Source organism: Vibrio sp. Y58_MX_L22, from assembly GCF_024181865.1.
Taxonomy (GTDB): Bacteria; Pseudomonadota; Gammaproteobacteria; order Enterobacterales; family Vibrionaceae; genus Vibrio; species Vibrio alginolyticus.
In genome coordinates, this window is the sequence record NZ_JAMZAN010000006.1 from 183,420 (window position 1) to 206,298 (window position 22,879).

Annotated in this window: 20 protein-coding genes; 14 read left to right on the forward strand and 6 right to left on the reverse strand. The window is 39.6% G+C overall.

Features of this window, described 5'->3' with window-relative positions; all coding sequences use genetic code 11:
- Positions 1–123: 123 nt before the first annotated feature.
- From rfaD to NL626_RS15540, 5 genes are all read right to left on the reverse strand, one after another.
- Complete coding sequence (gene rfaD, locus NL626_RS15520; protein ID WP_005379462.1) at positions 124–1,065, reverse strand: ADP-glyceromanno-heptose 6-epimerase; 942 nt, start codon at positions 1,063–1,065, stop codon at positions 124–126.
- Between the two features lie 148 nt (positions 1,066–1,213).
- Positions 1,214–3,409 (reverse strand): YjbH domain-containing protein, encoded by a 2,196-nt coding sequence (locus NL626_RS15525; protein WP_253657500.1) that lies wholly within the window; start codon positions 3,407–3,409, stop codon positions 1,214–1,216.
- Entirely contained in the window at positions 3,409–4,164 is a 756-nt protein-coding gene (locus NL626_RS15530) for a capsule biosynthesis GfcC family protein (protein WP_154204904.1), read from the reverse strand. Before NL626_RS15530 ends, NL626_RS15525 begins: the two co-directional genes overlap by 1 nt.
- Complete coding sequence (locus tag NL626_RS15535; RefSeq protein ID WP_170893638.1) at positions 4,161–4,841, reverse strand: YjbF family lipoprotein; 681 nt, start codon at positions 4,839–4,841, stop codon at positions 4,161–4,163. The genes NL626_RS15530 and NL626_RS15535 overlap by 4 nt, the downstream gene beginning before the upstream one ends.
- Positions 4,842–4,909: 68 nt before the next feature.
- Positions 4,910–5,131 (reverse strand): hypothetical protein, encoded by a 222-nt coding sequence (locus NL626_RS15540; RefSeq protein ID WP_005535462.1) that lies wholly within the window; start codon positions 5,129–5,131, stop codon positions 4,910–4,912.
- Between the two features lie 407 nt (positions 5,132–5,538).
- Between NL626_RS15540 and NL626_RS15545 the strand changes: the two genes are divergently transcribed.
- The 14 genes from NL626_RS15545 to wecA all read left to right on the forward strand — a co-directional run bounded on the left by NL626_RS15545 (position 5,539) and on the right by wecA (position 20,997).
- Complete coding sequence (locus tag NL626_RS15545) at positions 5,539–5,931, forward strand: hypothetical protein (RefSeq protein WP_253657501.1); 393 nt, start codon at positions 5,539–5,541, stop codon at positions 5,929–5,931.
- 2 nt (positions 5,932–5,933) lie between these two features.
- Positions 5,934–7,682: a polysaccharide biosynthesis/export family protein gene (locus NL626_RS15550; RefSeq protein WP_253657502.1), complete on the forward strand. Its 1,749-nt coding sequence runs from the start codon at positions 5,934–5,936 to the stop codon at positions 7,680–7,682.
- A complete protein-coding gene (locus NL626_RS15555) occupies positions 7,683–8,918 on the forward strand; it encodes a phosphoribosylamine--glycine ligase (protein ID WP_253657503.1) in 1,236 nt (411 codons plus the stop codon).
- 2 nt (positions 8,919–8,920) lie between these two features.
- Positions 8,921–9,706, forward strand: coding sequence for an ABC transporter permease (locus tag NL626_RS15560; protein ID WP_253657504.1), 786 nt, complete (start codon positions 8,921–8,923; stop codon positions 9,704–9,706).
- Between the two features lie 4 nt (positions 9,707–9,710).
- The gene (locus NL626_RS15565; protein WP_253657505.1) at positions 9,711–10,811 is read left to right on the forward strand and encodes a lipopolysaccharide biosynthesis protein; all 1,101 of its coding nucleotides are present in this window, start codon (positions 9,711–9,713) and stop codon (positions 10,809–10,811) included.
- A 12-nt stretch (positions 10,812–10,823) separates the two neighbouring features.
- Positions 10,824–11,867 carry an N-acetylneuraminate synthase family protein gene (locus NL626_RS15570; RefSeq protein WP_161444816.1) on the forward strand — a complete coding sequence of 348 codons (1,044 nt, stop codon included), beginning with the start codon at positions 10,824–10,826 and terminating at the stop codon, positions 11,865–11,867.
- The gene (neuC, locus tag NL626_RS15575) at positions 11,867–12,988 is read left to right on the forward strand and encodes a UDP-N-acetylglucosamine 2-epimerase (protein ID WP_253657506.1); all 1,122 of its coding nucleotides are present in this window, start codon (positions 11,867–11,869) and stop codon (positions 12,986–12,988) included. Before NL626_RS15570 ends, neuC begins: the two co-directional genes overlap by 1 nt.
- 2 nt (positions 12,989–12,990) lie before the next feature.
- Positions 12,991–14,202, forward strand: a complete 1,212-nt coding sequence (locus NL626_RS15580) for an alpha-2,8-polysialyltransferase family protein (RefSeq protein ID WP_253657507.1) — start codon at positions 12,991–12,993, stop codon at positions 14,200–14,202.
- Positions 14,203–14,258: 56 nt separating this feature from the next.
- Complete coding sequence (locus tag NL626_RS15585; RefSeq protein WP_253657508.1) at positions 14,259–15,434, forward strand: hypothetical protein; 1,176 nt, start codon at positions 14,259–14,261, stop codon at positions 15,432–15,434.
- On the forward strand, positions 15,427–16,404 hold the full coding sequence (locus tag NL626_RS15590) for a DUF6716 putative glycosyltransferase (protein ID WP_253657509.1): 978 nt from the start codon (positions 15,427–15,429) through the stop codon (positions 16,402–16,404). Before NL626_RS15585 ends, NL626_RS15590 begins: the two co-directional genes overlap by 8 nt.
- Positions 16,401–17,075: an acylneuraminate cytidylyltransferase family protein gene (locus NL626_RS15595; protein ID WP_253657510.1), complete on the forward strand. Its 675-nt coding sequence runs from the start codon at positions 16,401–16,403 to the stop codon at positions 17,073–17,075. Before NL626_RS15590 ends, NL626_RS15595 begins: the two co-directional genes overlap by 4 nt.
- A gap of 2 nt (positions 17,076–17,077) precedes the next feature.
- A complete protein-coding gene (locus tag NL626_RS15600; RefSeq protein WP_253657511.1) occupies positions 17,078–19,036 on the forward strand; it encodes a capsular polysaccharide biosynthesis protein in 1,959 nt (652 codons plus the stop codon).
- The gene (locus NL626_RS15605; RefSeq protein WP_161445818.1) at positions 19,033–19,683 is read left to right on the forward strand and encodes an ABC transporter ATP-binding protein; all 651 of its coding nucleotides are present in this window, start codon (positions 19,033–19,035) and stop codon (positions 19,681–19,683) included. Before NL626_RS15600 ends, NL626_RS15605 begins: the two co-directional genes overlap by 4 nt.
- A gap of 222 nt (positions 19,684–19,905) precedes the next feature.
- Positions 19,906–20,997, forward strand: a complete 1,092-nt coding sequence (gene wecA / locus NL626_RS15610) for a UDP-N-acetylglucosamine--undecaprenyl-phosphate N-acetylglucosaminephosphotransferase (protein ID WP_239945660.1) — start codon at positions 19,906–19,908, stop codon at positions 20,995–20,997.
- Positions 20,998–21,000: 3 nt separating this feature from the next.
- Here wecA and NL626_RS15615 read toward each other — a convergent pair whose 3' ends face one another.
- Positions 21,001–22,326 (reverse strand): MBL fold metallo-hydrolase RNA specificity domain-containing protein, encoded by a 1,326-nt coding sequence (locus NL626_RS15615; protein ID WP_213969823.1) that lies wholly within the window; start codon positions 22,324–22,326, stop codon positions 21,001–21,003.
- Between the last annotated feature and the right edge of the window lie 553 nt (positions 22,327–22,879).

Consider the following 22,879-nt stretch of genomic DNA (forward strand, 5'->3'; position numbering starts at 1 on the left):
GTGTCTAGTTACCTATTCGTGTGCGGGCGAAGTGGTTTAAATGAGAAAAAGATAGTTAGGAATGATACAGGCTATTGCACTTGAGTAAAGGTGGCAGGTTATGGTTCTACCACCTTGTGGTGCTTAACTGTTTTGGATAGTTAAGTATTCGGCAACGCCTTCTGCAACTGTCTTGAATTCAACATCACAACCTGCGGTGCGCAGTTTGGTCAGATCCGCTTGTGTGAATTCTTGGTAAGCGCCTTTTAGGTGCTCAGGGAATGGGATGGTTTCAATTTGGCCTTTGCCATGATGCTTGATAACTGCTTTTGCTACCTCTTCAAAAGATTCAGCACGGCCAGTACCACAGTTAAAAATGCCTGATACGCCGTTTTCTAAGAACCACAGGTTAACTTTACATACATCACCAACGTAAACGAAGTCGCGTTTGAATGATTCGCTGCCCGCGAACAATTTAGGATTTTCACCTGCGTTAAGTTGGTTGTTTAGGTGGAACGCAACTGATGCCATGCTACCTTTGTGGTCTTCACGTGGGCCATATACGTTGAAGTAGCGGAAGCCAGTGATTTGAGAAAGGGTCTCACCATGTTCTTCAGCGTCTTGCCATAGGCGACGAACGTAGTTATCAAACTGCTGTTTCGAGTAACCGTATACATTCAGTGCGCCTTCGTATTCGCGTTCTTCAACGAAAGTCTCTGTATCGCCGTAAGTGGCTGCTGAAGAAGCGTATAGGAATGGAATCTCGCGATCTAAACAGTAATGCAGCAGCTCTTTAGAGTACTCGTAATTGTTTAGCATCATGTACTTACCATCCCACTCAGTCGTTGCAGAACAAGCACCTTCGTGGAAAATTGCCTCAATCGGACCAAAATCATCGCCCGCCATAATTTGGGTCAGAAAGTCGTCACGATCCATGTAATCTGTGATGTCCAGATCAACTAAGTTCTTAAACTTTTTGCCATTTTTTAGGTTGTCGACAACCAGGATATCGTTAATACCAGCTTCGTTTAGTGCTTTAACAATGTTGCTGCCGATCATGCCAGCGCCACCAGTTACGATGATCATAGAACTTCCACCATAGATTAAAATTTTCTCAGGAATTCTAGCAAGAAACGAAAAGTAGCGCTATTGGAAGCAGGAAGATAGGTTTGAGTCTTCTATGACTCAGTATCTATATATGAAAAAGGGAGCCGCAGCTCCCTTGATTACTTTATTATTCCACATCCGAACGGTTAGGCCTTTGATACCAAGGATTTCGCTCATCGGTCAACTCAATCAAGCTGTATTTACGTCCGAGTTTCTGTCCTCCGTCACGAGTAAGAGGCTGCCAACTAAAGTTCGCACGATTGTTGCTTGGCTTAACGGTCATGATGTCAAATGGAATCGACAAGTAGAAACCTTTGGTAAAGCTACCTTCACCAAATTCATCCGCAGACAAGTCTGTAAATGACGCAAAGGCACCAGCAATTACGCCACTCTTGAACTGCTTAGAAACGTTGATTTGTGTACCAACATCACCAGCTAGGAACTGACCAACATCGACTTGGATCATCAAATCTTGTAGGAATTCCCATTGAGGGTAGTAGTAACCAGATACAAAACCAGTGAAGCCTTTATCAATAACTTGGAACGGACGTCCATATTCTGGCACGTTTTGCCATTTCTCATCGTAAACACCGAAGTAACTTTGTGGATCACGTTGAGAAATTACGTTGACATCAGCGCCAATCGCCCAGTTAGCTCCTTGTGGACGGTAAAGAAACTCGGTACCGGCTCCAGCAAACATGCTCTCCAGATAACCCGCGTAGAATTGTTGATCCATGGTATCGGAATACTCTTGGAACCAAGTCAACTGTAGGTTTGACATGGTCACAGCGTGTTCATTTTGGTAAGCACGGAACATGGTGCGAACCCGGGGAACGGTAGTACCATCGGGTGGAGTGACATAATTAAACTTATCGTAGTTGTTATACCAATCCCAGTATAACGAACCGCCAATTTCAAGGTTGTCCGTCAGCCAGTATGAGGCATTACCGCTTAGCCCTACACTAAAGAGATAGAAGTCTTCTGCGTTACCTAGAGTTTGAACAAGTTTAGGTGCAAAGCCCCAATCAAAACGCTTAAAACCATCATAGACAGATTCTCCATTTGGCTTATTGCTAGCCTTTGCGGTTGCATCTTCTATTTTGGGGTTGATGTAATTAACTTGGGCAAAGTCGCGGTACTTTTCTTTGGAAATAATCGTTTGTTCGCCGACCAAGCCTCGGCTACGTTCGTTGATAGCATAGGTATCAATGTCTTCAGGCATTTCATTATGAAGTACAGCCGCTGCTTTTTCGTGTGCCCCTGTACGGTCACGATATTTCTTCTGTTCACCAACGACAGTTACGGTGTTGTCATCAACATAAATGCGCGTGTTTTGGTAACCCGCAATTTTGTCTAAATCTTCCGTTACACGTTCCCAGTCAACATCAGATAGTTCTTCTGGTTGGTTATCTTCGAGTTCTGGCGTAGGCTCATCTCGCCAGAATGATGGCATGTCATTGAAGTTAGTGTTGAGCGTTAAACCTGCGACCAAAGTGTCTCCGCGTTCATAATTTAAACGAAAATCGGCCATTCCTACACGGTATAGCATACCAACGTTCCAAGGAGTATGTGGTGCCATGTCCACGCCACCTTTTACCACAGGGAAGTCTTCGCTGTAATCATTGCTATCGTATTCGAGTTTAAAGCGTAATGGTGCATGTAAGGTTTGATATTCAACACCACCAAACAATGCAGTTGGTCCTTTAAATGCTCTATCAAAGTTAGTTGTGCCACCTGTATCTAAATAGTCAGAGGGGCGTTCACAAAATCGATCTGACAATTTACAAGTCGGGTTAGAGATGTTGTCACGAGTGCCTAGCGACCCCCAACCAATACCAAAAGTAAAATCAAAGGTCCCTAGCTCAGAGTTGGAATACCGCTTCGTAGCTGCGATGTATTCTCCATCGAATAAGCCGGTACCAGCAAAGTCTCGAACACCCAGTGATAGCTCAGGAATATACTGAGATTCTTTTAGCAATCGAATTTTAAAGTCAATACCTTTATCGGTATAGTTTGTATCTCCCGAGAAACTAGGATCCTTACTATAAAGCAAATCTCGCACCGAAGTATAACGAATGGTTGTTTCTAACCAAGGCATTAGTTGCAGAGTAACGTTGTAAAAAAGGTACTCATCACTACCGGTAACAGAAAAGTTGAATTCCCCTTCAGGAGCCATACGTCCTGTTGGCATCTGCATCAAGCCAACACCACCAAAATCAGATTGAGAAGGCTGTAACGAGGGAGCCTCAAAGGGTACTTCTTGAGCCCAAACCAATGCTGGGCCCATTAAAGAAAGGGTTAAGCTTTTTCTAATTGGTATCATTACGGTCTCTTTGTAGCATTTGGTATCAATTGAGTGAGTAGGCGGATTATATCTTGATCCATGTCAGACCGTTCAAGATCACCAAACGGTACATATACCAAGGTCAGAGGTGGTAGGTAATATTGTGTTGTTAACCAAGCTCCGTGATGTGGCTTAACTACGTGACCATCTGGGTAGATCAACACTGGTGGTGTTGATAATGCACCAATGTTACTTTTCAAATTCTCTATTTGCTTCTGCAAAGGGATGCCTGCTTGCCCTTTAATAGAATACACGCTATTCAAGTTTCCCAAGAAATACACTTTTTCTTCGCGCAGAGGGCTTGCGAGCAGGAGATTGCCGCGCAACAGTGGGTTGTCGAATTTATTTAGTCGAATTTTATCAACATCGATCGCAGACAGTAAGCGTGGTGCAAAGCTTTGCTTCTGAATGAATTTATAGAATGGATGTGCAACCAAGTTATGTTGAATCATTTGATTGAGTACTGTGCTCTTTAAAGCGGTAGAGTTTTTTTCGGCGCGTTCCGATTTGTCAAACAAAGTGGTACCAAGAGAGTATTGCAGAGACACGCTTTGCTCCTTAGCAAGTGCTAACAGGCTTTCTAAACGAGTCGGCTCTTGGAATTGTAGCTGTTTGCCTACTCCTAGCAATTCAACATTTAATGGTTGCATAGCAGAGGTTTCTGTTTGAGCGAAGCTAGGCATACTCAAAAGCGGCATGACCAAACCGAGTAATGTTAGTAGTTGCTTGCTCATGATTTGCTATATCCCTTCAAAATGGTTAACTCAACCGGAATCATATTTGGTCCTAAGTATTGTAAGGTTTTGATAACCTGACCTTGCTCGTTTACCCAATAGTAGTTTTCGACTGATTGAGAAAGGCTGCTAAACTCAACAACTTCTTTATATACGTCGGTCATCGTGTTGGATATAGGGGTTGTTAACGTTTTTTGGCCTGAGTAAGAACGCGTTACATTTGCTGGAAAACCATAACGGTATTGTGTTGCCCAGTCGTATGAGAGTGCAAAGTTGACAGAGGCTGAATCAGAAGAAAAATCTGGCACATCACCATAAATACCCGCTAAGTCCCCATTCTGTAGACCTATCGTTTTTACTATATGCCCATTCTCCGTAACGATCATAGCTTTGTCAGCACTTACCCATTTCAGTTGTATTTTTCCATTGAGAGGATTTCGCTCTGCAAAAGCTAAAACAACAAATACCTGTTTTTGATTCCCAAGTTTTAAATAGGCACTGGCATAAGGAACGGCATTTATTTCTTCAGGGGTCATCTCTACATCGATGTAGTTACCGTACGCTTCTTGAACGGTTGCTGAAACATCATTGAACTTTTGTGTACAACCAAAGAGTAAGGCGAATAGCGGAAGAGTGAGAAGTGGGCGTATCCATTTAGACGTTCGGAAGATATTCATTATTCCCTCTTACAAATAAAATCGCCCTGAGTCATTCAGGGCGATTATCTTCTATCTACAAAACGAAATTAGTTAGTAGAAGTAGAAGTAGAAGTAGATGTTGAAGTAGATGTTGAATCGCTATCTGACGCTGCAACTGCCACTACAGTTACTGCTGCAGCTGCACCTACTGCTACGGCTGTTGTACCTGTTGCAGATGCAGACGCTGCGCCTGCTGAACCTGCTTCTTCTGCTGCAAATGCAGTTGATGCGCTTAGAGCCATAAGAATAGCTAGAGCTGTATTCTTCATTATTAATCCTTGTGTTAACTAGTTTTAAAACATCGATGTTTGAAACTCTATTTAGAGTTCCAATTCATATTCTAGTTAAAAGTTGGGCAGACTGTAAATAGTTTCTTATAAAAGGTTTTTTTTGTTGTATTTATGAAACGGTTGGTTTTTTTACCAAACAATTGCGTGCAGCTAATTAATTGGAAAATTGCGAATATGCTCCATTGAGTACACTCTTCCGCGGGTGTGGACTTGCCTCAAAGGAGAGTTATCTTGTACCCTAGTACGGACTTCAAAGGGGGCATTCACTGTGGGAAAAGCTGATGAGCAAGTCCAGAGTACACTGAGTGCTCAAAGCATCTTATTTGCCAAAATACATACGTGTTATGGATAACGTGTTTAACCATAGGGCGGTAGCGTGCGTAAAAATGACAAAACATCTACTTTTCAGACATAAACATCTCTTCATTTCTCTAGTGTCCATTACAGTACTGAGTGCATGTGCGAGTAAACCTCGCCACGTTAAGGCAGATCTTCCACTTGTTACGCAAGAGTCATCTTCGATAGAAATGATGGAGGAAGTTCCAGAACAGTATTGGGGATATTTGAACAGACCTGAACTGGCGTCTATATCGCATCCAAATTATCATGTTGCTGTTGGGCCGATTTATTTCTCTGCACTGGGACTATACTGTCGAGAAGTGAACATTGACTCCACTTCTAATGTAGTGTGCTCGATAAAGTCAGATAAAAGCAATACCAAAAATACTTGGTATTGGGTCAATGGGCTTGTTAAAGATAAACTAGAGAAAAAGCTTTAAAAATGATGAAGATGACAAATAAAGCAGCTCAATGGCTAGTTGTAATTACAAGCTTTGCTTGTATCAATTCAGCTTTCGCACTTGATAACAACAATTTAAACCTCAATGCAGCTAACCCTACGTTTTCTTCCTCTGGAACTTTAAACCAATCTCAAATGCCACCCAACGAGAAACTCTCTGCTGGTTCATTTAATAAAGAGAACAGAAATAATCTTCTTTTGCCAGGTGAGGTGGATGTTAGACAATTACTCCCTTCCTCTGGAGAAGAGCTACCACCTCCTTATGCAGCAAATATTTTTGCAGGTGGATATGAGACCGAAAGAACAGATGGCCTGAGTGAAAATTACTTAGTTGCAGCCGGAGATAAAATTAATATTTGGTTATGGGGGGCTGTGAGTTATTCAAATGTAGTAACGGTGGATAACCAAGGGAATATCTTCATACCAGAAGTAGGGCCTGTTAATGTCTTAGGCGTTAAAGCTAGTCAAATCAACCGACTTGTGACGAAAAAGATCAAGCAGGTATATACCGCCAACGTCAATGTGTACGTAAACCTCCTCACTGCTACTCCTGTCAGCGTATTTTTAAGCGGACCAGTTATTCGACCTGGCCAGTATGCTGGCATGGCCTCCGATTCAATTCTGTACTTTCTCAAGCGTGCGGGAGGTATTGATTCTGAGCGCGGCAGTTATCGTGAAATTCAAGTTCTTCGTAATGGTAAAAGTATAGCTGAGGTTGACCTTTATGATTTTATGCAATCAGGAGTTATGCCGAAGGTTAGTTTTAAAGACGGTGATGTAATCTTAGTCGCGCCCCAAAAAGCGACTATTACTGTCACTGGTGGGGCTCGCAATCCGTTTCGTTTTGAGTTGGAAAATAACAGTGAACAAGGGGAAAAATTAGCTGCGTATGCAAAACCACTTGCTAAAGTTTCTCATGTTGGAATTGTAGGGAGTCGAGTCGATGGTCCGTTCTCTCGCTATATTACATATCAAGAATTTCAGAAGTTTGAGTTACAAGATGGGGATAAAGTTATCTTCAATGATGACTTACACGCTCAAGTAATAGATGTTCAGGTCTCAGGTAGTTACTTAGGTCCATCTTACTTTGCCGTAACAAAAAGTACTAAATTACATGATCTCCTAAATAATATTCCAATTGATCCAACACTTGCTGATTACCAGTCCATTTATGTATTGCGAGATAGCGTAGCTAAGAAGCAAAAAGAAATGATTGACGAATCACTTGATCGTCTAGAGCGAAGTATTTTTACTGCACCCGCATCGTCAGATGGTGAGGCTGCAATAAGAGCAAAAGAAGCAGAAATGGTCCTTCAATTTACGGAAAGAGCACGTAAAATTCAGCCCCTTGGTAAGGTTATTGTTTCTGATGATGGTCGAGTTGCAAACATCTTATTGGAGCAGGGTGATGAAGTTGTTATTCCAAATAAAACAGACTTGATCCAAATCGGTGGTGAAGTATTAATGCCGCAAGCTGTAGTTTACAATCCAAATGCAACAATTGATGATTATGTTGCATGGGCTGGTGGATTTACAGATAGAGCCGAAGATGACCGCATTGCTATTGTGAGAGCAAATGGTTTGGTCGAATTTGATAGTTCAAAACCGATCCGAAAAGGAGACCAAATTTTAGTGTTGCCAAAAGTCGACACGAAAGCCATGCAAGCTGTAAAAGATATTACACAAATAATCTACCAAATCGCGGTTGCTGCCAATGTAGCGATAAACTAAATGGAAAGAAGATACAACCTTTTATCCTTGGATCCAATGTATTCGCCACTACACGAAAAAGTGGCTAGTCTCGTAGCAAGAAGGAAGTTTGCGGTCACTTCGTGTTTATCTAAGAAAGTATATTTACCCACTTTTAAGTTGACTCTTGCAACATCTTTGATCGCATCTGTTAAAGAGCCAATTGATAACGACTTGCTCAAGAAAATGAATTCTCTTTCTACCTATCACCACGCTTACGCGAAGAAGATAGAGTCGAGAACCTTATCATCATCAGAGCTAAAATACATGGCTAAGTTCTACATAGGGCTAAAGAGGTTTATCACAGAAAAGAGTGTCGACCTAGTCATTTTGCACAATGATACCCGTTGGTATCATACTATTGCTATACTGCTTTGCAATGAATTGGAGATTTCATACCTTGTGACAGAGCAGGGGCTATTGAGACCCTTTACCACAGTGATTGATAATAAAGGTGTGAATGCGAACGCTAATATTAGCTTGCTAAATAAGAAAATCGACACTGCTGATAATAATGAGTTCTTGCCTAGAAATACCCATGATTCATTACTATCTATGATGTTTTTTTCTTTTTTTATTCTTTCTTTCTCGTTGGAAAGGTTGTTTGGGCGAAGAACAGTACTCCGTTATATGCACAATGGATATAGTGTGAGAAAGTACTATAAACGTTTGGTTAGAAAGTTAAAAAACAATAATCAACATAATAAATCTAACGAGCAACTAGAAGACAATAGTGCATTGTTACTGCTACAGCTCGAGCATGACTCACAGTTTTTGATGTACAGTGACTTTTATTCAAATCAAGAAGTAATAGATCGAGTATATGAAAAGTGCAGCATACTTGGTTTGAAACTTGGAATTAAAAAGCATCCGTTAGACTTCAATGAGTATCGACTAGAAAGTAGTGCCTACTTTGTCGATGGCAGCCTTGTTGATTTAATCAATGAGGCAAAAATTGTAATAACGATTAACTCTAGTGCAATAGTTACAGTCTTAAAATCTCAGACCCCACTTTTCGTTGTTGGTGATTCGATGTATCAGTTTGGGCTAGCTCTTGAGCATTGCAGAATAGAAATGATAAATATAGAAAATAAACAGTGTAATCTTGAACGTCAAAAATATTTGAAAAAGTTAAAAGATAACTACTTATTAGTTGGTGCAGGTTATGACTATTGCCCTTCACTACTAAAACGTAAACTAAAACAGTTGTTAGATTAATCATGGCATTGGTTAAAAAACGATCGATGCTTTCTGTGTGGAAAGATGTTATATTTGCCATTTTTCTAAGAGAAATTCGCAGTAAATTTAGCGATAAGCTAGGAATTAGTTGGTCTGTAGCGTCACCTCTTGCGTTTATTATGATATTGACTCTCATGCGTAGTAACGTTGATGGTGGTACAACACACACAATGCCAACCTTTTTCTTTATGGTTTATGGCATATTATTGACTCAGTTCTTTATTACTACAGTAAGCTCGGTAGCAGGTGCTATTAAAAGTAATCAAGCGCTATTTGCTTTTCGTCAGGTTCAGCCAATAAGTGCAATTATAGCAGTCGCTGGTTTTGAGCTATTATCACGTTTCTTTGTTGCAATAGTTATTATAATCATTGCATATTTTATGCGGGTTGAATTAGCTGTTCATAATCCTATTGGTATATTATTCCTCTTTTTTCAAGTTTGGTTATTGGGGACAAGTATAGGAATGTTATTTGCGATAACACGCTGTTATATCCCTGAAGTAGACAAAGTTAGAACCTTGGCTTTGAGACCTTTGTTATTTATATCGGGCGCGTTTTTTAGTTTAAGAGATATCCCTCAAGAGGCATGGAAGTATATGACATGGAATCCACTTCTCCATGCTGTGGAATACACTAGGTATTATGCTTATCCAACCTACGGTACGGTAGGAGTTAATATTAACTACTTAGATATTTCTACTTTAGTAATCTTCTTCTTTTCACTTTGCTGTTATCACGCTTTGTGGAAATCAGCGATAAGTCGTTAATAAAATGAAAGAACTATTAGATAAAATAAAATCGAACCTATTTTTTTCACTAGTTGTATTTCCAACAGTTATTTTTTCTTTTTATCAAATTGTTATAGCTTCTCCCAGATATGAAAGCAAAACGCAACTAATTGTTCAACAACCCGATGGCATGGCAACTATGGATGCAGGAATGGCGTTGCTGTCTGGTTTGGGTGTTCCCGCAGGGAATCAAGACACTCAACTAGTGAAGTCATTCGTGTTTTCTAATGATATGTTAAATTACCTAGAAAACAAGCTGTCCATAAAGAAACATTATTCTGATAACAGATATGATCTGTTAAGTCGATTATCGGATGCTGCTAGCAGCGAAGAATTTCAAAGGTATTATCGAGATAAAATTCGAGTTGAAATTGATGAGAAATCATCTGTTATTACAGTATATGCGCAAGCATTTGATCCCAAGATGTCTTATGACATTACAAAAGCAATAGCAACCAAATCAGAGTGGTTCATTAATAACGTTGGTCATCAGCTTGCAGATGCCCAATTAACGTTTATCAAGAAAGAACATCAAGGAGCAGAAGAGCGTTTGCAGTCTACAAAACGTAAGCTAATTCAGTTCCAGGCCGAACACCGCCTTCTGGATCCTGAACAGGAGGGCTCAGCTCTAAGTCAAATTGCTTACGAATTAGAAGGACAAATTGCGATAAAGAATGCCGAGCTAAAAGCTGCCAAACTGACAATGTCCAATAGCGCTCCCCAAGTCATGGTGCTACAAAATCAGATTAAAGCTCTAGAACAACAGTTAATAAAAGAGAAGTCGCGTTTAACGGACTCAAACCGCTCAAGTTCGATTAATGAGATACTATCGCAATTTTCAGATTTGAAGATCGAACTAGAGATGGCAGTTTCAGCATATACATCTTCGACTATCTCTTTGGAAAAATCACGAATCGAAGCATATAGAAAACTGAAGTTTTTGATAGTAGTTGAAGAGGTTCAAGTACCCGAAGAGCATAAGTATCCAGAAGTTTTCTACAACATATCTTTGTTCTCCTTATTGTTGATGATTTTCTTTGGTATTATGAGAATCATCATTGCAACTGTACATGAACTTAAATAAAGAGATTTAATAATGAGCAACCCAGTATTTGAAATTGCAGGTCGTAAAGTAGGCTTAGATTACGATCCACTAGTTATTGCAGAAATCGGTATTAACCACGAAGGGTCATTAAAAGTCGCATTTGAAATGGTTGATGCAGCTATTGAAGGTGGCGCTGAAGTCATCAAGCATCAAACTCACGTAGTAGAAGACGAAATGAGTGGTGAGGCGAAAAATGTAATTCCTGGTAATGCAGATGTCTCAATTTATGAGATTATGGAGCGTTGCTCACTAAACGAAGAAGACGAAACCAAGCTTAAAGAATATGTGGAGTCTAAAGGTGCTATCTTTATTAGTACACCTTTCTCTCGTGCTGCGGCAGAGCGTCTTGAGAGAATGAATGTCCCAGCATACAAAATTGGTTCTGGTGAATGTAATAACTATCCTCTTCTTGATCTAATCGCAAGCTACGGAAAGCCAGTTATTTTGAGCACTGGAATGAATGATATCCCGTCTATTCAAAAAGCCGTAGACATCTTCAGAAAGCATAAAACACCGTTCTGCCTACTTCACACTACTAACCTATACCCGACGCCAGATCATTTAATCCGAATTGGTGCAATGGAGCAGCTGCAGGAAGCTTTCTCAGATGCCGTTGTAGGTTTGTCTGACCATAGCATTGATAACCTTGCATGCTTGGGTGCTGTAGCTGCTGGTGCTTCGGTGCTTGAGCGTCACTTTACTGATAGCAAAGACCGTCCTGGCCCAGATATCTGTTGTTCAATGGATGCTGCGGAGTGTGCGGAACTTATCACCCAATCTAAACGCATGGCAAAAATGCGTGGTGGTAAGAAAGAACCAGCAAAAGAAGAACAAGTAACTATCGACTTCGCGTACGCAAGTGTTGTCACAATTGCAGAAATCAAAGCTGGAGAACAATTTACTCGTGACAACCTTTGGGTTAAGCGCCCAGGGACTGGTGATTTTCTAGCCGATGACTATGAAAGCCTTCTTGGCAAAAAAGCTAAGGCAGATATTGTTGCAGATATCCAACTTAAAAAGTCGGATGTTCAATAATGAAGAAGATAGTTTTCTTAACTGGTACACGGGCAGATTACGGCAAACTCAAGTCTCTTATTACCATGGTAGAAGCTGCGCCTGATTTTCAGGCGCATATTTTCGTTACCGGTATGCACATGCTTCATAAGTACGGCTTTACAGTACAAGAGGTTGAGAAATCGGGTTACAAAAATGTCTACAAATACATCAACCAGCACGCTGCGGACACAATGGATGTAATACTAGCTAAGACAATCACAGGACTGTCAGATTACGTTAAAGAAGTGCAACCTGACATGATTGTTGTTCACGGAGACCGTGTTGAAGCTATGGCTGGTGCGATTGTTGGTAGCTTAAACAACATTCTTGTTTCTCATATTGAAGGGGGAGAAGTCTCTGGGACTATCGATGAGCTTATCCGTCATGCGGTAAGTAAGATGGCGCATTTACACTATGTTTCTAATGAAACAGCTAAGAAGCGTCTTCTTCAGCTAGGTGAGACAGAGAAATCTATTAATGTAATTGGCTCTCCTGACTTGGATATTATGTCGTCTGGAAGTCTCCCAACACTGAATGAAGCGTTAGATCGTTATGATATCCCGTTTGATGATTTTGGTGTGTTGATGTATCACCCGGTTACAACTGAACTGGAAATGTTAGCAGAAAACATAAAGTGTGTAGTCGATGCGGTTATTACATCAAACAAAAATTTTGTCGTAATTTATCCGAATAACGATCACGGAACAGATGTTATTATTAATGAATATAAGCGTTTTGAAGGGCGTGATAATATACGAATTTTTCCAAGTGTACGTTTTGAGTGTTTCTTAACATTGTTAAAGTACTCAAAGATTGTCATCGGTAATTCCAGTGCGGGTGTAAGAGAAGCCCCATTTTATGGTATTGCTTCCCTAGATATTGGTACTCGCCAAAAAAATAGGGCAACGGCTCAATCAATCACGAATTTACCAAACGATGCTGATTTTATACTTAAAAAGATAAACTCAGAGTATGGTAAAAAATATGACGCGTTCCATGAATTTGGGGCTGGTGAGAGCGATCAGTTGTTCATGGCCTCGGTATATTCTGAAGAGTTATGGGAAACCGAGAAGCAAAAAGTATTTGTAGATAAGGTATAAAGATGAACTTGTTTCTTATTTCTCAATTTGGTCAATTAATACACCATCAGGCGCTGATTAAGCGAGATGGGCTAAAAAATAACAAACTAGTAATTTTATATACAAAGGCAAATATAGAAGTCCCTAGAAAAATAAAAAAAGAAGCTGACAATAGCCTATTTGATGAGATTTATTTGGCCGAGCTACCAATAAAACCTAATAGTCTAAATTTAGACAATATTAATAAAATTACGACGATATATAGTCAAGTTTTGCAAGGTATTAGTGATCTGTATATGTCTTCTTTTGAATCTCATTATAACATATGCCACAAGATCGCAAAAAAGGAAAATATAAAAACACATCTAATTGAAGAAGGTTTGGCAACTTATAAATATTCTTACTCTAAGTTTGAAAAGGTAAGACCAAGTAAGAAAAATAGTTTTATAAAAGCACTAAACGATAGTGGTTTATCTTCGAACAAGTATTACCCCTTTGCTAAGATAATTTATACTTATTTAAGAGACTTTTATAAGCTACCAATCCAAGTAGTTAAAGCTTTCAGATACAATAAAGAGTCCGAGTATAAAACATATAATTATCTCGAAAAGCTGTCAGATGAAAGGAGAGGGTTTATTGATTATGCTAAAGATTTTGACAGTATAAATGTAGCATATCCCCGTGCAATTGATGGTGTTTTTAGTGCGGGCCAGGTAAATGTTTTAAATACTTACGCTACGTATGAACCTGGTTTTGACCTTGATGGGTTAGTAGAAAAATATAGTGTATCTTTTGACGATATGTTGTATCTATCTCAAATGTACCCAATTCCTAGTGAAGCTTATGCAGATGCAGTTATAAATGTAATTCAAGAGTACCTTTCTGATTCGAGTGGTAAGTGTTTTATCAAGTTTCATCCAAGGGATAAGCAAGACTTTATCGATTTCATCAAAGCAAAAGTTGTTGAGATGGAGTTATCTGAGAGAGTTCTTGTGATTGAAGAAAGTGATTTCCCAATCGAAGCGCTAATAAAAAAGTGTCAATTCGATAAGATACTAGGCATTTCTACGACAGCTTTGGTGTATGCTAATCAGTTAAGTCAGTCAACGGACTGTGTCTCAATTACAAATGGTTTGATTCAAGCATTAGGTTCTAAGTGTCCAGCGAAGGCAAGGCAGGTTATTCTGGAACACACCAAAATGCTAACAATTTTTGAACATATTGATTTTAACTAGCCAAATTAGGCTCATGTAAAAGAATGAGTTTAAATCACTGTTGAGGACATACTGAGATGGCATTTGAGTTTGTTGATAAGAACAAAAAAAAATTATTAGTCAGCTTCTCATCTAGAGGAAGAAAAAACTTTGATTTATATAAAACTTTAAAAGATTTAGATGAGTTTGACATTCTGTTCTTATCAGATGAAGGTGATGGATTCTACAATTTCGCAATACCAGAGTTTTCAAATAATATAGATGATACTATTTTATCATTAAGAAAATATATAGAAAAGTATGAATATAGCATCGCTATTGGTTCATCTATGGGGGGGTATGCTGCTGTTTTATTTGGAGTTTTATGTAACTTTGACAAAGTAGTTGCAATCACGCCTCAAATTACACTTAATCCTAAGTTTGCTTTCACAACTAAGAAAGAATGCAAATACCACTGTTTAAGAACAGTTTTAGAAAGTAATATAAATACCGAAATAGACATATATATTGGTAATAATGTAGAAGATATCATTCAAACATATAATTTAAAGCACTGTAAATTGAATTTTATAGACTCATATATGGTTTCGTTCGGACATAATATACTCGCAGAGCTTAAAGATTGTGGTCAATTGGATAGTTTTATTTTTGATATCGTTCATAATCAAAAAAGCACTATTATATCTGGGTTTGATCTTGGATTACTTGATGTAAATGTTTTGGAAACTTTCTATGATTTATTTTTAGATAAGCGCTTTGATTTGGCATCATCGTATATTCCTCGTATTGTTCGATATTTTCGTTCTCCTCATATGATTCACATGGCAATACTATGCTACTTGTCAGTAGACGACAAAGATGGAATTAATAGTATGATATCTTTATTTCCAAGTAAATACGAGGGCTATCAATCCTTTCATACCATCAAGATTTCGATAGAAATATATAATAAAGGTTTCAAAGAAAATGAGACAATAATTTCAGAAGGTAACTATCGGGAAGTTATTGCTTGTCTAGGATTATCTAAACTAATGCATGCTGATGTATTAAAAATTCGGCTCAAGGCAAAACGTGATAATTTTAAAGGTGGAAGGGAATATTCTAGTTATTATCAAATTGCAATGTTATCTCGCTCTCTTGGTGAAAAGCACGATGCTATTGCATTTTTTTTGTTGGCAAACAGTCTTGCGGATGATTCTAGTTGGATTAAAAACGCATCACTATTACATGCAAAAAATCTATTAAATGAATAATGACTATTTAGATTCTTATCGAAACGCTATCAAAAACCTTGATAAGGAAGAGTGTGACATAACGCCTTTCGGTGGAGTTAAGATGGTTCGCTCTTGTTTAGTTAGGGAGCGAGTAAATACTATATTCCCTGGTATTTTCTACAAAGATGCAGTATTGTCTCTAATTTCGCGTGCAAACTCTGACTGCATATTTTTATACAATCAGTATTCATTTGAAAAGGCGAAGCAAGTTTTTCGTATCTTTGATGTTGATATAAATTTAAGAGTTCGCCCTTACTTAATGAAGAAGCAATTTTCTGACCAAACTGAGATAGGGCTCTCCGTTTTCTTCGAGCAGTCCATTGTTCCTTATAGGGAGCGCGAGCGCTTATACGTTATAGAGAAACTTATTTCATTTGCTTATAGAGAGCCAAATAGAAAATTGGTTATTTGTACGCGAGAATATGAGAATAGCCCTCATAATCCAAAGATTACTTTTCAAAAAATCATAACGAAACATGACCTAAAATTGCCCCAAAATCTTCATATTACTGTCGGTAAGTCGGACGATTGGTTGCCAAGAGCTGAACATGTTATTTCTATAACATCAAGCGTACTTTTAGATGCAATATATAATAGAAAAAATGTGACAGTACTTGAGTTGCCTAAAAGTACGCACTATGGTCAAGGGTTGTTTTTTAATTCTGGCTTAATGAGCAAAGATATCGTATTTCCTGCCGAAAATGTCTGCAAAGAGTGGGTTGAATTACACGTGATGCCTTATATAAAAGATGAGCATATAGAAGGCGGTAATAAAAAATGTTTTGAATTTAATCTTAATTTAAAAAATATTATTTGTATATTGAAAGCTAATTACTTGCATTTTGGTAAAATAAACAAAGACTTCATTCGATATTCGATTAAAAACATGGTTTTCTTTCATAGGTATCATAAAATATACTTGGAACAACAGAGAAGTAACAACCGATGAACATCGCATTAATTACGGCACGAGGCGGATCTAAAGGTCTTCCTGGCAAAAATATTTACCCTTTATCTGGCAAACCGTTGATCGCTTGGAGTATTGATGCAGCAAAAGAGAGTGGATTATTTGAAGATGTTTACGTTTCTACTGACTGCTCTGACATAGCTAGTATTGCCGAAAAATTTGGAGCAAAAGTCATTAAACGTCCTGCAGAACTTGCAACGGATAATGCCTCTTCCCATGTTGTAATATCACATGCAATTAAAGTGCTTAATTTAGTAAGCACCGATAGTGTGATGTTATTACAACCAACGTCTCCACTCAGAAATGTCGCTGATATAGAGAAGTCGTTCGAAGTTTATGAACAAAATGATGCATGTAGCTGCGTTATTTCTGTGTATGAGCCGGACAACACTCCTGCAAAAGCTTATAAGATTTTAGAAAGTGGTGAGATTACAGGTTTAGTCAGTGCAGATGCTCCGTACACGCGTAGACAAGATTTACCGCGTTGCTTTCAGCCTAATGGGGCGATTTACCTATTTTCTGTAGAAGGTTTTACTCAGAGCCAATGTATTCCAAAATTTGGTGTATTTCCCTACGTGATGGAAGAAGAGCGCTCACTTGATGTTGATACATTAGCTGACATACAAAAAATCGAAGCTTATTTCAAACAGTAGTTATGAATAACATAGAGAAGACGCAAGTTAAGTGCTTTTCCAGAGGAATTAAGAAAATTCCGCACCTCGCAGCATTCATTCCTGAGCTGGGTATTGTATCTTCCTCAGAAGAAGCAGTTATTGGGTGGGGTTTTAAGGCGACAGCGAAGAAAGCTCGTGAGTATGCGAGTAAAAACAAGCTGCCATATATAGCACTAGAAGATGGATTTCTACGTTCTGTAGGCCTTGGTGTTGAGGGAGCGAGCGCTGCAAGTCTCGTTGTTGATACTTCAGGGATCTATTACGACTCTCGACAACCTTCAGACCTTGAGACGCTGATTCTCAAAGCGAACCAGCTTACTGCCGAACAGTTAACTCGCGCTCGAGCTTGTATTGGAGCAATTAAAGAAAAGCGCTTATCGAAGTACAATGTCAACCAATCCTCCAAGTTTGGAGCATCACCCAAGGTTGTAGTGATAGACCAAACTAAAGGAGACGCTTCTGTAGAAGGAGCAATGGCAGATGAAGCAAGATTCGTCACCATGTTAAAACAAGCTTTAGACGATCATCCGGATGACACTATCTGGCTGAAAGTGCATCCTGACGTATTATCGGGTAAAAAACAGGGCTTTTTATTCCCGTTGCCGGTCCAAAATGAACGAATCAAAATATGCTCAGATGCTGCAAATCCATGGGACTTTTTGGAGTCAGTCTCTGACCTTTATACTGTTTCTAGCCTCATGGGCTTCGAAGGGTTAATGGGAGGGGTTAATGTCCATTGTTTTGGAATGCCATTTTATGCCGGGTGGGGGCTGACTCAAGATTATCTAGAATGTTCTCGTCGAAATGTCTCGCGTAGTGTAGAGCAAGTCTTTTATGCTGCTTATATACAATATGCACGATATGTTGACCCAATATTCGGTGAGCGCTGCGAGATTGAAGATATTATAAATTACTTTTCTGATACGCTGAGACAATGCAGCACTGAATCGCAACAGGTCGATCTCTCTCACTTATCGAAAATACGAAAATATTTACTTTCACATTATTTTCGAGGTTGGAAATTTTCTCATAGAAAGCATGCATCAGTGGCCGCGTTATGGGGGAGAAAAGAATCTGTCCCTAAAACAATGTGGCGGATAGAAGACGGGTTTATTCGTTCGGTTGGCTTGGGAGTACAGCTATCTAAACCTGCATCGTTGGTGCTCGATAAAACCGGTATCTATTTTGATGCTACCGCCGAAAGCGACCTCGAAAAAAGTTATCGCGAATTACTTTTGAGCGATTGGGATAAAGCTCGCACTCAAGCGCTGATTGTTAAATTACAAAAAGCTAAAGTGACTAAATATAATGTCGGAAAGAGCGAGGAGTTAACGCTGCCTTCCAATCAGCGAGTGATTCTTGTGCCAGGGCAAGTTGAAACAGATGCTTCCATACAGTTTGGCTCAGCAGAGCTCAAAACCAATAAGTCTTTGTTGCAAGTAGTAAGGCGAAGGCATCCTCAGGCCTTCATCATATATAAGCCGCACCCAGATGTGCTTGCTGGTGAGCGAGACTTAGGGTTAAACCCTGACGATGAATACCCACAAGCAAATGTCATTGTAAAAGACCTCAGCATGGATAGCCTACTAGAGCGTGTTGATGAGGTGCACACCATGACATCATTGGCGGGCTTTGAAGCACTATTACGAGGTAAAACGGTTTATACATACGGAATGCCATTCTATGCCGGTTGGGGACTGACTATTGATCACTTAACTTGTAGTCGTAGGACTCGTCGTTTAAGTTTAGAGGAATTGGTCTACGGAGCTTTGGTGTTATATCCAACCTATATTGATACGGAAACCAATCAGTTGTGTACCGTAGAACAGAGCGTTCGGCGCATAACTCAACAGAAAGAAGGACGTCTTAGAGGGAAATTCAACTTGGCTTTGTTTGCTTTGCTGCAAGCTAGGCGCTTAAGAGATCGTGTTACATTATGATCAGATTAGAAAACCTAACGAAGTTTTATCCATCAAAGTTGGGTAATCAGTACATATTTCAGGATATTAACTTTATTATCCCAGAAGGTCATAATATCGCGATATTGGGTTCGAATGGCGCAGGTAAGTCGACCCTCTTTCGTATACTGGCAGGCAGTGAATACCCAAATAAAGGAAAAGTTGTCACCGATAGAGAAATCTCTTGGCCGGTTGCGCTTGCTACAGGTATCCATCCACAGATGACAGGCAGAGAGAATACACGTTTCATTGGGCGTGTAAATGGTGTAGCCGATCTTAAAGCCTACGAGGAAAAAGTAAAAAACTTTGCTGAGTTGGGGGTGAAGTACGATTTACCAGTAAAAAGTTACTCGAGCGGTATGCGCTCCCGTCTGGCGTTTGGTTGTTGTGTCGCGATTGACTTTGATATTTATCTCATTGATGAAGCAACATCTGTAGGCGATCAAAAGTTCCGGAAAAAAGCGAAGGAGGCCCTCTTAGAAAAAAGTAAAGTAGCTAGCGTGATTATGGTTAGCCATGATATGAAAGAGATCCGTGAATTTTGTGATAGCGCAATAATCCTCCACAAAGGAGAGCTCCAGTTTTATCCTGAATTAGAACAAGCTCTGGAAGTTTATAAAAATCTTTAGCAGATTAAACTCCTTCACAAACGCATTTGAGCTTGCTTTTTTGTATAAAATCTAGTTCAAGAGAATTTATTTGATATACAATTAGTAGGTGATTTTGATAAACGCAGGAACTAATGCCTGTTAGATCACAAATCGCGTGCAAGCAAATCTAGCTCAATCGGCTGATTTAGTGAAAGCCGCAAAATGTTGCTTATAACTATACTTATCACAACGGAACTTGGTTTGATCTCTCTTGTTTTACTTACTGTCAGTGTGTCTTTTATTAGCTTGTTTACTTTCAGGAAGCTTGCTCTTGCCCATGACTTCGTCGATAGACCATCATGTCGTAAAAAGCATATTGGAGATGTACCTGTAATAGGTGGTTTGTCCCTCTTTGTCACGATTACTTTAGCAAGTACGTTTGAAGGACAACTTTTGCCAAATCAGCAGGACTTTCTTGTATGTGGTCTAATACTGACTATTATCGGCACAATAGATGACAAGTTAGACATCAGCGCTTCTTTCAGGCTCTGCGTCATTACCGTCATATCCGTTTGGCTTACCCTTGGTGAAGGGATTGCGCTTACAGAGCTTGGCAATCTATTTGGATTTGGGGTGCTCAACGTAGGTAGTGCAAATGTTTTACTAACAACGATTGCAATCATTGGTTGTATTACAGCATTCAATATGGTCGATGGAATTGATGGTTTATTGGCGTCTTTAGCATCAGTCACATTTTTAGCTTTAGGGTTTATGTTTTACCAAGCCGGAGAAGTAAAGCTAACAATATTCTGTTTTATCTTTGTGCTTTCCATGTTCCCGTACATATTGTGTAACCTAGATCTGATCCCTAAGCGCTCATTTAAGGTATTTATGGGAGACTCAGGAAGCTTTCTGATTGGTTTTACCATTGTTTGGTTACTAATACACAGCTCGCAAAGCATTTCGAATGAGGTGCAAGCTATTTTAATGAAGCCTGTTACGGCCTTATGGTTAATTGCTGTTCCTTTAATGGACATGGCAATGGTCATGCTACGTCGTTTAAGGAAGAAACAGTCTCCCTTTAAGGCTGATCGTTTACATCTTCACCACATATGTATGCGGTTGGGTTTGTCATCGCGACAAACTTTAGCATTCATTACCTTCTGGGCGTTATTGTTTGCTGCGTTTGGAACTCTAGGGCAGGTGTTTCAGGTGCATGAGCACGTCATGTTGATACTCTTTTTATTGGCATTTACATGTTATGTCTTCATCATTAGTTACATTTGGCGTATTACCTGCTGGATTAGAAAGCGATTTCAAATTGGTAAGACACATGTAACGGTAAGTAGCTGACGCTTATTTAACAACGGTAGAGCCTTTTGCTGTTAGGCTGGAATGTAGGGCTCTTTTTACTTTATTTTCACCATGAATCAAATGCACTTCTTTTGGCGGCGGATTAATTCCTTCTACAAATCGAATTAGATCAGATTGATCTGCATGAGCAGAATAGCCAGACATTGTATGTATTTGAGCTTTCACTTTAATTTTCTTTCCTTCGATATCAACCTCACTCGCCCCTTCTTGAATTTCTCTCCCTAGCGTTCCTTCCGCTTGATAGCCAGCAAACAGCACATCATTACGACTATCGGGTAACAACGCATTGAGGTAATTCACCACTCGACCACCTTCGCACATCCCAGAAGCCGCAACCACAATAGCTGGTTCAGACGTGCTCGCCAGACGATTCACCAGTCTCATATGTTCAGCATGAGTCTCAATCGTAATACATTGTTCAAACGCTAAAGGGTGACGATGTTGCTCCAAGCGCTGCTTCGCTTCTTTACCCCAAAGCTTTTTAAAGCGCCGATAAGTCTTTGTCACCTTTCTTGCTAAAGGCGAATCAAGAATAATCGGTAGGGCTCCATGTAAAGACTCCTGGTACAAAAGCTGTTCAATATCGAATAACAGTTCTTGTGTTCTACCTACACTAAAAGCAGGAATAACAATCACACCACCATCTTCCAGTGCATGTTCGACAATAGAAAGCAGCCGAGCACTTCTACTTTTCACACTTTCATGGTGCTTATCACCATAGGTCGATTCAATAAACAAATAGTCCGCTTTTTCTGGCGGCTTAGGATCAGGGAGTAAAGGCGTATCACTTGGGCCGAGATCGCCAGAGAATACAACTACGTCATTATTTGAGAGTTTAAATTCCAAATAAGCAGAGCCTAAAATATGGCCTGCAGGTTGAAAGCGTAAATAAGCCAACCCCTTAAGAGGAAGCCATGTGTTGTACTGGCACGGCACCAATCGCTGCTTAATTAGATTTAAGATGTGCTGCCGTTGATGCTTGCCTAAACCCAGTTGTAGCTTTAATCCATCCTCTAGCATAAGAGGGACCAACTCAGCAGTAGCTTGTGTGCAGTAGATTTTACCTTTAAAACCCGCAGCGAGTAACCACGGTAATCGTCCTATGTGGTCAATATGAGCATGAGTCAGCACCAGTGCTTTTACCTTGGCTAGGGAAAACTCTATCGCCATCGAACGGTCATGACGGCCTACCAATGCATCTTTACCCTGAAATAGCCCACAATCGATCAAAATGCTCCCGTGCTCGAGTTGCAGTTCGTGACAAGAGCCTGTCACCGTATTCTTCCCACCATGATGAAGTACTTTCATAACGATCTCCTTTTCATGAGCATCAATGTAATGAATTCAAGAAAGAAGAGGGAGAGGTAACCAGCCAGATAAACACAAAAGTAGGAGTCAAAATGCTAGGAGAGTGTCAAATGGTATTTTCAGTTGCACTAAACTGTGATGCATATTCCACATAGTCAACTTTTTGCATTTTGTCATAAATAAAAATGAATAAATGCGTATTATAAAACGCGTTTTAGGTAGGCAGAATTTACGATTTTCTGGTTAAACTGACAGTTTGCATTTTGTCCAGTTGTCATAAAAAAGCCATTTTTTTGTCAGTATTGTGCTTTTCGTTGCAACCTGTTTGCTATACAATCCTTTGCCTTGAGCACAAATGATAAAAAAACAAATGCATTGCCTTTAGGAGCCAGACCTAAGGGCGGTAGCGTGCCAAAAAGCAAAAAAGTTCTCCGAGTGACATAAAAATGTCGCCAGACAATAAATACAATTAAGCACACTGTTGCATTTCTGGCAAGGCTCTATAAGTAAAATAGAGACTTCAAACAAATACTTAAAGCACCTCCTATTACGT

Bases quoted from the DNA above. Each gene is read 5' to 3' on its own strand.
- rfaD (WP_005379462.1), bottom strand. From the start codon at position 1,065: ATGATCATCGTAACTGGTGGCGCTGGCATGATCGGCAGCAACATTGTT.
- NL626_RS15550 (WP_253657502.1), top strand. From the start codon at position 5,934: ATGATGAAGATGACAAATAAAGCAGCTCAATGGCTAGTTGTAATTACA.
- NL626_RS15560 (WP_253657504.1), top strand. From the start codon at position 8,921: ATGGCATTGGTTAAAAAACGATCGATGCTTTCTGTGTGGAAAGATGTT.
- NL626_RS15595 (WP_253657510.1), top strand. From the start codon at position 16,401: ATGAACATCGCATTAATTACGGCACGAGGCGGATCTAAAGGTCTTCCT.
- NL626_RS15570 (WP_161444816.1), top strand. From the start codon at position 10,824: ATGAGCAACCCAGTATTTGAAATTGCAGGTCGTAAAGTAGGCTTAGAT.
- NL626_RS15580 (WP_253657507.1), top strand. From the start codon at position 12,991: ATGAACTTGTTTCTTATTTCTCAATTTGGTCAATTAATACACCATCAG.
- NL626_RS15530 (WP_154204904.1), bottom strand. From the start codon at position 4,164: ATGAGCAAGCAACTACTAACATTACTCGGTTTGGTCATGCCGCTTTTG.
- NL626_RS15590 (WP_253657509.1), top strand. From the start codon at position 15,427: ATGAATAATGACTATTTAGATTCTTATCGAAACGCTATCAAAAACCTT.
- NL626_RS15600 (WP_253657511.1), top strand. From the start codon at position 17,078: ATGAATAACATAGAGAAGACGCAAGTTAAGTGCTTTTCCAGAGGAATT.
- NL626_RS15540 (WP_005535462.1), bottom strand. From the start codon at position 5,131: ATGAAGAATACAGCTCTAGCTATTCTTATGGCTCTAAGCGCATCAACT.
- NL626_RS15605 (WP_161445818.1), top strand. From the start codon at position 19,033: ATGATCAGATTAGAAAACCTAACGAAGTTTTATCCATCAAAGTTGGGT.
- NL626_RS15535 (WP_170893638.1), bottom strand. From the start codon at position 4,841: ATGAATATCTTCCGAACGTCTAAATGGATACGCCCACTTCTCACTCTT.
- NL626_RS15565 (WP_253657505.1), top strand. From the start codon at position 9,711: ATGAAAGAACTATTAGATAAAATAAAATCGAACCTATTTTTTTCACTA.
- NL626_RS15545 (WP_253657501.1), top strand. From the start codon at position 5,539: ATGACAAAACATCTACTTTTCAGACATAAACATCTCTTCATTTCTCTA.
- neuC (WP_253657506.1), top strand. From the start codon at position 11,867: ATGAAGAAGATAGTTTTCTTAACTGGTACACGGGCAGATTACGGCAAA.
- NL626_RS15525 (WP_253657500.1), bottom strand. From the start codon at position 3,409: ATGATACCAATTAGAAAAAGCTTAACCCTTTCTTTAATGGGCCCAGCA.
- NL626_RS15555 (WP_253657503.1), top strand. From the start codon at position 7,683: ATGGAAAGAAGATACAACCTTTTATCCTTGGATCCAATGTATTCGCCA.
- NL626_RS15585 (WP_253657508.1), top strand. From the start codon at position 14,259: ATGGCATTTGAGTTTGTTGATAAGAACAAAAAAAAATTATTAGTCAGC.
- NL626_RS15615 (WP_213969823.1), bottom strand. From the start codon at position 22,326: ATGAAAGTACTTCATCATGGTGGGAAGAATACGGTGACAGGCTCTTGT.